The 11,384-nt window shown below is 40.6% G+C and carries 10 protein-coding genes and 1 pseudogene; 2 read left to right on the top strand and 9 right to left on the bottom strand.

The window, feature by feature from the left end; all coding sequences use genetic code 11:
• The 4 genes from CL42_RS14215 to CL42_RS14200 form a co-directional block, all read right to left on the bottom strand.
• The coding region (locus CL42_RS14215) for a SphA family protein (RefSeq protein ID WP_171076804.1) at nt 1–541 on the bottom strand (541 nt) is incomplete at its 3' end.
• A gap of 11 nt (nt 542–552) precedes the next feature.
• Nucleotides 553–1,473: a copper resistance protein B gene (locus CL42_RS14210; protein WP_035269996.1), complete on the bottom strand. Its 921-nt coding sequence runs from the start codon at nt 1,471–1,473 to the stop codon at nt 553–555.
• Nucleotides 1,460–3,373, bottom strand: coding sequence for a copper resistance system multicopper oxidase (locus tag CL42_RS14205; RefSeq protein WP_035269993.1), 1,914 nt, complete (start codon nt 3,371–3,373; stop codon nt 1,460–1,462). The genes CL42_RS14210 and CL42_RS14205 overlap by 14 nt, the downstream gene beginning before the upstream one ends.
• 89 nt (nt 3,374–3,462) lie before the next feature.
• Nucleotides 3,463–3,759, bottom strand: coding sequence for a hypothetical protein (locus CL42_RS14200; protein ID WP_005021637.1), 297 nt, complete (start codon nt 3,757–3,759; stop codon nt 3,463–3,465).
• A gap of 148 nt (nt 3,760–3,907) precedes the next feature.
• On the opposite strand from CL42_RS14200, the gene CL42_RS14195 reads away from it, so the two are divergent.
• Both CL42_RS14195 and CL42_RS14190 read left to right on the top strand, forming a co-directional pair.
• The gene (locus CL42_RS14195; RefSeq protein ID WP_004679347.1) at nt 3,908–4,588 is read left to right on the top strand and encodes a heavy metal response regulator transcription factor; all 681 of its coding nucleotides are present in this window, start codon (nt 3,908–3,910) and stop codon (nt 4,586–4,588) included.
• Nucleotides 4,581–5,981 carry a heavy metal sensor histidine kinase gene (locus CL42_RS14190; RefSeq protein WP_035269987.1) on the top strand — a complete coding sequence of 467 codons (1,401 nt, stop codon included), beginning with the start codon at nt 4,581–4,583 and terminating at the stop codon, nt 5,979–5,981. Before CL42_RS14195 ends, CL42_RS14190 begins: the two co-directional genes overlap by 8 nt.
• A 38-nt stretch (nt 5,982–6,019) precedes the next feature.
• Here CL42_RS14190 and CL42_RS14185 read toward each other — a convergent pair whose 3' ends face one another.
• From CL42_RS14185 to CL42_RS14165, 5 genes and pseudogenes are all read right to left on the bottom strand, one after another.
• Nucleotides 6,020–7,303, bottom strand: coding sequence for an MgtC/SapB family protein (locus CL42_RS14185; protein ID WP_035269985.1), 1,284 nt, complete (start codon nt 7,301–7,303; stop codon nt 6,020–6,022).
• Nucleotides 7,300–9,675 carry a heavy metal translocating P-type ATPase gene (locus CL42_RS14180; protein ID WP_035269981.1) on the bottom strand — a complete coding sequence of 792 codons (2,376 nt, stop codon included), beginning with the start codon at nt 9,673–9,675 and terminating at the stop codon, nt 7,300–7,302. Before CL42_RS14180 ends, CL42_RS14185 begins: the two co-directional genes overlap by 4 nt.
• 11 nt (nt 9,676–9,686) lie before the next feature.
• Nucleotides 9,687–10,337: pseudogene (locus tag CL42_RS14175) on the bottom strand (methyltransferase family protein).
• A 20-nt stretch (nt 10,338–10,357) separates the two neighbouring features.
• Nucleotides 10,358–10,606, bottom strand: coding sequence for a DUF2933 domain-containing protein (locus CL42_RS14170; protein WP_004695740.1), 249 nt, complete (start codon nt 10,604–10,606; stop codon nt 10,358–10,360).
• Between the two features lie 27 nt (nt 10,607–10,633).
• Nucleotides 10,634–11,065 carry a hypothetical protein gene (locus CL42_RS14165; RefSeq protein ID WP_004695737.1) on the bottom strand — a complete coding sequence of 144 codons (432 nt, stop codon included), beginning with the start codon at nt 11,063–11,065 and terminating at the stop codon, nt 10,634–10,636.
• Nucleotides 11,066–11,384: the final 319 nt, after the last annotated feature.

The following is an 11,384-nucleotide window of genomic DNA, read 5'->3' as shown; positions in this document are numbered from 1 at the left end:
CTTCTAGTGCCAATTTTAGCTGATCATTCAACTGATAACCCACACTATAATCCCCTGCAAAATACTCACCAGATTGATAATGGGTATCGTCATTTTCCGTATTAAAGCTATAAGACAGTTTAGTGGAAAACTCCCAGCCTTTTGGCTGCAAATAGGAATAGGCAAAAATTGGGCGAATGGTATGATAATTCTTGCCCAAATTAGCAATTACAGGACGCTGTGGATGGGCATCTTCATAATCACCAGTCGCCAAAACCCCTTCCAAGGCTGCAATACTATGATGATTGCCTTTATGCCAGCCCAGCATGGTACCGATCATCAGATCGCCCAGACCACTATTGGAATCTAACATCCCCCCAATATCTAAACGCACATCCACCAAGGGCTGTGCGGCATAGAAGCCCAATTGACCGCCTGCAATTTGTTTTGGTGTCATCCAAACCAAACGTGGAATAAACGCGTTGACATCGACATGGAAATTGTCGGGGCCATCTTTAAACTCGTTGGCATGTACGATCAAGTCTGAACTAATACAATCCAAATCATACTATTTTAAAAAACTAATTCGATGCCTGCACCATATTTCCATCCCTTTTCAGACTCTGTTGCCTCTTGCATAGAAGTGGCTTTCTGTCCTTTTTCATATTGGTAAGCAACATCAATGAAAGGTTTAATTCGCTTAGTAATCTCATATCGGGTTTTGATACCAGTTTTTAGTTCTGATAAACCTGATTTTGCAGCATAGTTAGAATCATCGCTAAATATTACATCTGCTTCGATATAAGGTTGAGTAATAAGTTTCTGAGTTAAAAGCAAATCACGTTCTAATTCAAAACTTGCTCCCCAAAAATTATTCTCACCGCCATAAAGATATGCTTGTGTTTCAAAGAAATAAGGAGCTAGACCTAATATACCAATAACCCCATCCACTCGATCGCTGCTGCTGTTATTTTTATCTTCACTATATCTTACCCCAGCTTGTACATCCCAAAATGGGGCTACGTTACGGCTATAAAGTGCTGATACAGCATATTCTGGATCATTACTTTCTGACTTTTCCGAATTGGCTTCAATAAATAGACGATTTTCATCTGTTCCAATCAAAGTTTCAAGCTTTGTTCCTAGCTTACCCTTACCATCTTCATCAACTATCCATGCATTTTCAAGTTTTGTTGCTTGATAAATTTGTCCGCCATGTTCTTTAAGATGATCATCATGAGATGGGGCTGATCTCTTTCTTGCGGTCAGAATAATATTATCTCCCCCATTTGCATTTTCCATTGAATAATATTCTGGATACAATTCTTGGGGGCTATATCTTAAGCCACCAGACTCCTGTAATAAGACTCTCATACCATTTGTAATATTACTTTCTTGTACAGGAGTTTCATTTTTAGCGAACGTTAGATTTGATAATCCAAATAGCGCAATCATCAAAGTTGTTTTTGAAAACAAATTATTAGTGATTTGCATGTGGATTTACTCCCTTCTCATTTACTTGGGACTGAGGAACAGTCTTTGTAGAATTACCATCTTCCACTTGAGCTACAATGAGTTTATTCATCATTCCTGCACTCATATGGTAAAGCAGGTGACAATGAATAGCCCACTCACCTAACTCATCAGCTGTGAGTAGAGTGGTTATCGTTTTCCCAGGTGGAACATTTACCGTATGTTTGTTTGGCATATTGCTTGGATCCTGACCATTCTCAAGCTGCATAAACATGCCATGTAAGTGCATTGGGTGAGCCATCATACTGTCATTGACAAATTTTAAGCGAATACGTTCACCATACTTCACCACTAGTGGGTCGGCTTCATTAAATTTTTTACCATTTATTGTCCAAATATAACGCTCCATGTTTCCACCAAGACGGATCTCTATTTCACGTTCAGCTGCACGAGTGTCTTTTTGAGGATCTAACGATTGCAAATCACTATATTGCAATGCTTTATTACCTTCAGGTGTTGAAGCATTTGCCCATCCAAATACGGTATTATCATTCTTGTCTGAAGCCGCCTTAACAGTAGCGCTATTCATCGGCATATCATGATCCATACCTTTCATAGAAGACATATCATGATCCATACCTTTCATAGAAGACATATCGTGATTCATGCCTTTCATAGAAGACATATCATGATTCATATCTTTCATTGAAGACATATCATGATCCATACCTTTCATAGAAGACATATCGTGATTCATGCCTTTCATAGAAGACATATCATGATCCATACCTTTCATAGAAGACATATCGTGATTCATATCTTTCATAGATGACATGTCATGGCTCATCCCCATATCTTCCATAGTTAATAAAGCACGAGGGCGAGATTTAGGCATCTCAATTTGTTTGACTGCTGGGCTGCTTTCTTCATGTAATGTTCCCACTGAAAAACCGGTACGATCAATAGATTCAGCTTCAATTTGGTAATGTGCTTGTTTTGGTTCCACAATGACATCATAGGTTTCAGCAGTACCAATACGGAACTCATCTACAGGAACCGGCTTTACAGGTTGACCATCAGCACTGACTACAGTCATTTTTAGGTTTGGAATGCGTACATCAAAGAATGACATAGCGGAAGCATTAATAAAACGAAGGCGAACTTTTTCACCAGCTTTGAAGTTACCGGTCCAGTTTTGCTGAGGTGTTTTGCCATTCATTAAAAATGTATAACCAGTCACATCGGACATATCTGTTTTCAACATCCGCATCTGATTCCACATAGAGCGGTCTTGCCAAGTTGCCTTTAATCCATCACGTTTAACTTGTTTTAATACATCGAATACTGTTTCGCGACGGTTCTGATAGTAATCTGCTTCTTTTTTAAGATTTTTCATAATTTGATCACTTGTTGAATTATGAAAATCAGAAAGCAAAACAACGTAATCTTTATCGGTTTTTTCAGCAGCTGTTAGTGGAGTTTTATCTTTAGGATAAATAACAAAAGCACCATATAAACCGTCTTGTTCTTGTCCTTTACTATGTGAATGATACCAATAAGTACCATTTTGGCGGACTTTAAACTTATATTCATAAGTTGTATTAGGGGCAATGCCATTAAATTTGTTAAATCCAGGTACACCATCCATAATTCCAGGTAATAATAAGCCATGCCAATGGATTGAAGAGTCCTGATTTTTTAACTTATTGTGAACACGGATAACGGCCTCATCACCTTCTTCAAATTCAAGAAGTGGTGCAACGAATTTACCATTTACAGTAATTCTCTCAACTGGTTTTCCTGTGATATTTACAGTTTGTTCAGCGATTGTTAAATCATATTCTTTAACTGCCGCCATTACCCAAGTTGATGAAAATAAACCAACTCCAATTAAGAGTATATGACTTAACTTTTTTGACATTCTATCTCACCTTTAGAAAGGTCAAGATTGAAGTAATAAAGCAAATATTTAGTATAAACTTTAATACTTCTTTCTCGCTATTTATAAAATTATTTATTGCTACTAGGCATATTCATCTTTGAATGATCCATTTTAGAATGGTCCATATTCATCATAGCATGATCCATTTTTGACATGTCAGATGAGTTAGGAGACTGATGTTGGCTATGATCTTGCTGAGTCTTGTCATCTTTTTCCATTTTACAAGGTTTTGTACAAGGTTCCTGTGCTTTTACCGTTTTAGTGGCACTTGAGGTTGATACATCTTTTGCCCAAGATTGAGTACCAGCAATTAAAGTTCCAGCACACATTAAAATTGTTAGACTACGACGCACTACAGTTTTCATAAGTTTCTCTAAAAGTTAATTTCTTGCTACTACAATAAAGTGAAGCACTGAACATCTAAGTGACTTGAAAATGACATTTTTGTAATCTATCTCGATCAGATGTTTTATAACGTTATTATAGTTTTAATGAATAACTTAGGATTCTGAGATGAGAATACTATTAGTTGAAGATGAACAAAAAACTGGTGATTATCTCAAGCAAGGTTTATCCGAAGCTGGCTATATTACGGACTGGGTTACAGATGGGTTAACGGGTAAACATCAAGCTCTTTCTGAAGAGTATGACTTAATTATTTTAGACGTGATGTTACCTGGACTAAATGGTTGGAATATTATCAATGATATTCGTAGCAGCGGTAAAACAATGCCCATTCTTTTTCTTACCGCCCGAGATCAAATCGAAGATCGAGTAAAAGGATTAGAGCTAGGCGCTGATGATTATTTAGTTAAGCCTTTTGCTTTTGCAGAGCTTCTTGCTCGAATCAAAACTCTCCTTAGACGAGGGCAACAAAGAGAAGATAATAATATTATTAAGATTGCTGATTTAGAACTCGATTTGAGAAAACGTCGGGTAACACGAGCAGGTCAACGCATTGATCTGACGGCTAAAGAATTTGCGCTTATGGAGCTTTTTATGCGTAGAAGAGGTGAAATTCTACCAAGAGCACTTATTGCATCTCAAATTTGGGATATGAACTTTGATAGTGATACAAATGTAGTTGAAGTCGCTATTAAACGATTAAGAAATAAAGTAGATAGTAATTTTACCCCTAAGTTAATTCAGAATATTCGAGGAATGGGGTATGTATTAGAGGTAGAAGATGAATAATAAATTATTCAAATCTATCAGTTTTCGTATTGGTATTATTTTCTCATTATCGACTATATGCATTCTCATTATGATGGGGTTTTTCATCCATAAATTAGTGATGCATCATTTTGAAACGCAAGATCGTACCCAATTAGAAGGTAAAATCCAGCTTATTCAGAATCTTCTCCAACAGCATCCTAAAAATTCTCCAGAACTTGATCTTTATTTAAGAGATGCGTTAGTTGGACACCATGATCTTATGGTCCAAATAGAACGACCGACAGGTAAAGTTTTATTTAGTTCAGCATCCTCAATCATTAATACTCAAAATTTAATCAAGTCAGCAAATAATTCATGGATTAAATGGCAAGTTCAAAATAAGACCTATCGTGGCATGATCTACACTACAGGTATAAATAGAAATTCTGAAATACAATCTGTACGAATTATTGTGGGGATCGATACATCAGAACATCTACATTTTCTAAAAGATTTTAAGCGTCAACTTTTGTATATTGGTTTGGCTGGTACAATTTGTTTAATGTTTTTAGGTTGGTTTGCAACCTGGAGAGGTTTAAGACCAGTGCAAAAAATGGCTAAGGTCGCACAAGGAATTTCTGCTCAACATCTTTCAGAACGTTTAGAAGTTGAGCATACACCAACAGAACTAAAATCATTAGCAATTGCCTTCAATGCTATGCTGGACAGACTAGAGTCAGCTTTAGAAAAACTTTCCGATTTTTCATCTGATTTAGCGCATGAAATTAGAACACCGATTAATAATTTAATGACCCAAACTCAAGTATGTCTTGCCCGTAAACGAGATACCAGTACCTATCAAGAAGTACTATTTTCTAATTTAGAAGAATTTGAACGTTTGGCTCGAATGGTGTCCGATATGCTTTTCTTGGCAAAAGCAGAACATGACTTAAATTTACAGAACTTACAGAATATTGACCTCATTAAAGAAGTTACCGCTTTATTTGATTTCTATGACGCTCTAGCTGCCGAAAAAAATATGACACTTCAACAAACAGGATCTGGCAATGTAAAAGGTGATCCTGCTATGTTACGTCGCGCACTCAGCAACCTATTGTCTAATGCAGTTAAATATGGAAACAAGAATTCTACAATACAGATAAAACTTCAACAGAATTTAGATAACACAATATTTTCAATTGAAAATGAAGGCCCTGAACTCTCTCCTGAACAACTATCCAGGTTATTTGATCGTTTTTATCGAACAGATGCGTCTAGACAAAGAACAGAAGAAGGAACCGGCTTAGGGCTTGCCATAACAAAATCTATTCTTGATATGCTTGGGGCGACCATCCAGGCTGAATCCCTCAATGGTCGAATCATTTTTACCATTGTTTTTCAAAGTGAATCCATGCAAGGGGAATCATTTTAACTCATTTTTTGAACCTCTTCCATTTACCCGAGTTGACCTTACATAAAGCTCAAACTGAGAGCCAGAGCTACGCCAGCACCTATCATGGCAATTGTGTAGCCAAATATGATAGCTCGGCCAAACTGTGCCCCCCCTGTCATCCATGCAATTGTCGCTTTGCTTAACATGTTGCTCAGTGTGGCCAGCCCTAGCGCGACAGCAGCCACATTTGTTGTTAAGCCTTCAGTACTATGCAGGCGGGCAAGTGAGACTAAAATAGCATCTACGTCTGCTAGCCCAGAAATAGTCGATAATACGAAGATGCCGCTGGTGCCCAACCATTGTTTTGCTGCCGGGACCAAGACTGCCATGACAGCCAGGAAAGCAGCGAAGCTGAATGCTGTCTCAAGATCAAAGGGAGCCATTGCTTCTATTGTTCGATCGTTGTTTTCAGCGCTGGTAATTTGGCGTTGTCTCCACAATGCCATACCCAGCAGAAGGATTCCCGCAATCATCATTGCACCACCAAAAGTGCTTAGCAATGCTGGCTCAATGACGCCTATCAGCACAACCATACGAAAAAACATGATGCCACAGGCAGCCAATGTTCCAGAAATAGCAGCACTGACCATGACGGGGTGCTGGCGTGTATAGCGTGCCAGTGCGACAGTTGCAGCTGTAGAAGATGCCAAACCACCCAATAGACCTGTCCAGAATATGCCTCTTTCTGAACCGGTAAGCCGCATGGCAAAATGACCTGCCAGAGAGAGTCCGGCAATCAGGATCACTGCCCACCATAACTGGTAAGGATTTAATGCAGCAAAAGGTCCCAGACCCGTATTGGGTAAGTAGGGTAATATAACGACAGAAAGTACCAGCAACTGCAGGGATGCGGTTAATTCACGATGCTCTATCAAGCGTAGCCAACCGTGTAAGGTTGGCTTGAGATCCAAAAATACAGCGACGATTACAGCCGCGGTTAATGCTAAAGTAACATTACCATGGGATGCATATGCACCTAAAACTAATGTCAACAGCATCGCGATCGTCGTGGTAGCGCTTAGATTACCGGAAAGTTTTGCGGTACGCGCGTAGGACACTGTTAATAATAAGGAAAGCCCTAATACGGCCGCGACCAGCGGCCAAGGCCCGAAGTTTGGTTGTAAATGACCGAGCACTCCTCCGAGCAATCCTGTCAATGTGAAGGTACGTAGGCCTGCTACTCGGCTGCCCTCGGGCAATTCACGATCGTGCCATCCTCGTTCTAAACCAATGAGCAGGCCGATGGCAAGTGCTGCAATAAGACCTGGTACATCTGGTGGAAGAAAAGAACTCTCTATCATAACTTTTTATTTCGCAGGCGAAGGGCATTGGTGATGACTGAAGCTGAACTCAAACTCATAGCCAAGGCGGCAATCATCGGTGACAACAACCAACCGGTAAATGGATATAGTACGCCAGCCGCGATAGGGATACCCAAAGCATTGTAAAGGAAAGCAAACATGAGGTTCTGTTTCATGTTGCCGACAGTAGCTTCCGAAAGTGAACGGGCAACAGCAATCCCTCGTAAATCTCCCTTGACCAGCGTAACTTGGGCACTATTCATTGCAACATCAGTCCCGGTTCCCATAGCGATACCGACATCAGCTTTAGCCAAGGCTGGTGCATCATTGATGCCATCACCAGCCATAGCCACGATGCGACCTTCCTTCTGCAATTTGCTGACCAGTTCTAGTTTATCTGCGGGTTTGACTTCGCCATGTACCTCATCAATGCCTAGACGTGCTGCGACTGAACGGGCAGTGGTGAGACCATCTCCTGTTGCCATCACGATACGTAGTCCAGCTTCCTTCAGGGTGGCAAGTGCTTCAGGGGTACTTTTTTTGATGGGATCGGATACTGCAAGCAGGCCGGCCAATTCACCATTGATGGCTAGATGCATCACACTTGCACCTTCTGAACGCAGCTCTTCGGCTTGCGGAATCAGAGATTGTACCGAGATACCTAATTGCTCCATCAGTGCTGTGTTGCCCAAAGCTAACTGACGATCGCCCACTTGACCTCGAACACCAATCCCTGAGCCTGATTCAAAATTATCTGGTGTTTCAAGAGACAGGCCACGTTCGTGTGCTGCGTTTACAATCGCTTCGGCTAGCGGGTGTTCACTGCCTTGATCAAGACTGGCGGCTAAACGTAATACTTCAGATTCGTCAAAACCTGATGCGGCAACTACACGATCGAATACAGGGCGTCCTTCAGTTAACGTACCTGTTTTATCGATGATTAGTGTGTCAATCTTGCGTAGATTCTCAATGGCTGCTGCATCACGGAACAGCACACCATGAGTAGCACCTTGACCCGTCGCAACCATGATAGACATTGGAGTTGCCAAGCCTAGTGCACAAGGACAGGCAATAATGAGTACTGCCACAGCATTGATTAATGCATAAACCCAGCTTGATTCTTCTGGGCCGAATAGTCCCCATCCAAAGAAGGTAAGCAAGGCAATGATCACTACAGCCATGACGAACCAACCTGCTACCTGATCAGCCATACGTTGCATTGGTGCTCTCGATCGTTGAGCTTGCGCCACCATCTGTACGATCTGGGATAACATGGTACTTGAACCAATTTTCTCTGAACGCATGATCAATGAACCATTGGTATTCAGGGTAGCTCCAATGACTTTATCGCCGATACGTTTAGTGATAGGTAAAGGTTCACCTGTCAGCATCGATTCATCCACTGAACTACTTCCTTCAGTGATTACACCATCCACAGGCACTTTTTCACCTGGGCGAATTCTGAGTAAATCTCCTACATGGACATGCGTTAGAGGAACATCTTCTTCAGTTCCATCAGGCAGGATTCGACGAGCTGTTTTAGGAGCGAGCCCAAGGAGTAACTTAATTGCAGCAGAAGTTTGCGAACGTGCTTTTAACTCCAATATTTGTCCCAGTAGGGTCAATGAAATGATGACCGCTGAAGCTTCAAAGTAAACAGCGACACGACCCATGGAAATAAATGAGTCTGGGAAGATTTGCGGTGCAATGGTTGCGACCACACTATAAATAAATGCAGCTCCAGTGCCCAAACCAATCAGCGTCCACATGTTCGGGCTGCGATTCACAACCGATTGCCAACCCCGGGAAAAAAATGGCCAACCTGCCCAAAGTACAATTGGGAGTGACAACACCAGTTCAATCCAGCTCTGAACAGCCATATTGAACAGGTTCATTTGATGACCAAACATCGCCAAAAAAGTCACGATGATGGTCAATGGCAGTGTCCACCAGAAGCGTCGGCGGAAATCACGTAACTCCGGATTCTCATCTTCCTCTAATTCAGGAATGAGTGGCTCCAGTGTCATTCCGCATTTAGGACAGTTTCCAGGATGATCTTGCCTGATTTCTGGATGCATTGGGCATGTATAGATGGTCGTACCTGTTGTGCTTGCCGCATTAACGTGTTGAACAGTCTGATGATGCTGTGTATGTGCATCGGCAGTCGTCGTTGCGGGTTTAGCGATATATTGCACCGGGCTGCTATGAAACTTTGATTGACATTTATCACTGCAAAAAAAGTAAGTTTTCCCCTTAAATTCCTCATGGTATTTCGATTCTTCAGTGACGGTCATACCACAGACTGGGTCTTTCAGTACGTCTGTTGTAGCCTGTGCCATATGGTCCTGGTTATGATTTTTTTGATCTGACATAAATAATTCTCTTATGGAAAAGTGGTTTTATGGCCGAATTTTGGAATAAATCTCGGAGTCTGTTGAGCATAGCTGTCATAGACAGCGCCAAACTGTTTACTCATTTCAGCATCTTCCTTAATTACCAAGCGGCTGTACATTAAGAGTAGGATTGGAAACATAATCAGTGTCAGTAAAGTTGGCCATTGCAATAAAAAACCCAGCAAGATCATCACAAAAGCCACGTATTGTGGGTGACGTATACGTGCATAAGGGCCTGTGATCGCTAAAGAATGCTGACCTTGCGCGTTGTACAGCACGTGCCATGACGTTGATAACAGGTAAAATCCATAGCCCAAGAAAACGTAACTGGCGATATGCAAAATGCCAAAATGTGGATCACCTTTTTCACCTAATAGCGTTGATCACAAGTGACCTGCATTATGAGAAAGTAAGTCAAGTTGAGGGAAGCGAGTTTGAAGCCAACCAGATAACAGGTAAATGGTTAAAGGAAAACCATACATTTCGACAAATAGAGCAGTGATAAAAGCCGAAAAGGCCCCAAATGTACGCCAATCGCGCGCAGTGGAAGGTCTAAAAAAACTGAAAGCGAACATGATAAAAACTGCTGAGTTAATGATAACCAGCGTCCATAAACCATAAGCCGATTCCGCATGATTCATGATGGATCTCCTGATAAGAGCTATTTTTTGTTATCAGATATATCGGATTTTTTTTGCTGCGAGTGGTTATGCCCATGACCACCATGCATAAAAATATGCATCAGTGGACACGCTAAAAGGAATAAATAAGGCAAAGCACCGATAACGTGGGCTAAATGTTCCGTTAATAGAAAATAAGCTGCGATACCACCCAGCACGATTAGACCAATGGCATAACGTGTAGACCAGAAGTTAGGTACTGAATTATTTTCTTGGTGTTGGTGATTCATGGTGCTTTTCCCCTAATTCATGGGTAACTATTTAGTTGCTGACGGAGGCATACAGTCCATCATCATCTGCATCATGGATTGCATCATGTCCATACGTTTTTCCATCATCTGCTGACGGTCAGCCATATTTGCATTCATGCTTTGGCTGCCCATCTGTTTCATCATACTCATACCTCCTTGCATGAGTTTCATGTGCTCAGCCATAAGTTTCTGACGTTCTTGTGGGGTTTTTGCAGCCATCATCTTCTCATGCATGGCTTGCATCGCCTTCATGTGTTGATCCATTGCAGCCATTTTATCTGTAGCAGTGGTGCTGGTAACTGTTTGCTTAATTGTTACTGCAGATGGTGCTGTTTTTTCAGGGTGGTGATCTTTGTGTTCATCGGATTGCTGTGCAAATGTATTCAATGACGCGGCTGCGATACATAAGCCCAAAAAAATGTTTTTGAATTTCATCATAATTTTTTCCTTTAAATAATTTGGAAGTAAAAGCTATGTTTTAGTACTGAACAGAGTCTAGGAATTTGACTACTAAACTGATGAAATTTTTGGTTATTCTCTGTCTCTCTTAAAAATTTTATCACTATTAATTAATTATTTTTAAAAATGACAAAAATGTAATTTTGAGATCTTCTCGAAATATATAGTCTATGCTGAGATGACAAAAATTTTATTTAATATTAATCTTTTAAAACTATTAAAGTTGTTATGATTTTATGTGCTTAAAAAAATATAAATGAAATAGACCTCTTGCGAAAGTAAAAAACCACCTCAATTT

This window comes from Acinetobacter sp. Ver3 (assembly GCF_000632455.1).
Taxonomy (GTDB): domain Bacteria; phylum Pseudomonadota; class Gammaproteobacteria; order Pseudomonadales; family Moraxellaceae; genus Acinetobacter.
The sequence above is the reverse complement of the archived record's forward strand: the minus strand, read 5'-3'. Positions and strand labels throughout refer to the sequence as shown.

Coding starts and splice junctions, on each gene's coding strand:
- CL42_RS14210 (WP_035269996.1), bottom strand. CDS start 1,473: ATGCAAATCACTAATAATTTGTTTTCAAAAACAACTTTGATGATTGCG.
- CL42_RS14205 (WP_035269993.1), bottom strand. CDS start 3,373: ATGTCAAAAAAGTTAAGTCATATACTCTTAATTGGAGTTGGTTTATTT.
- CL42_RS14200 (WP_005021637.1), bottom strand. CDS start 3,759: ATGAAAACTGTAGTGCGTCGTAGTCTAACAATTTTAATGTGTGCTGGA.
- CL42_RS14195 (WP_004679347.1), top strand. CDS start 3,908: ATGAGAATACTATTAGTTGAAGATGAACAAAAAACTGGTGATTATCTC.
- CL42_RS14190 (WP_035269987.1), top strand. CDS start 4,581: ATGAATAATAAATTATTCAAATCTATCAGTTTTCGTATTGGTATTATT.
- CL42_RS14185 (WP_035269985.1), bottom strand. CDS start 7,303: ATGATAGAGAGTTCTTTTCTTCCACCAGATGTACCAGGTCTTATTGCA.
- CL42_RS14180 (WP_035269981.1), bottom strand. CDS start 9,675: ATGTCAGATCAAAAAAATCATAACCAGGACCATATGGCACAGGCTACA.
- CL42_RS14170 (WP_004695740.1), bottom strand. CDS start 10,606: ATGAATCACCAACACCAAGAAAATAATTCAGTACCTAACTTCTGGTCT.
- CL42_RS14165 (WP_004695737.1), bottom strand. CDS start 11,065: ATGATGAAATTCAAAAACATTTTTTTGGGCTTATGTATCGCAGCCGCG.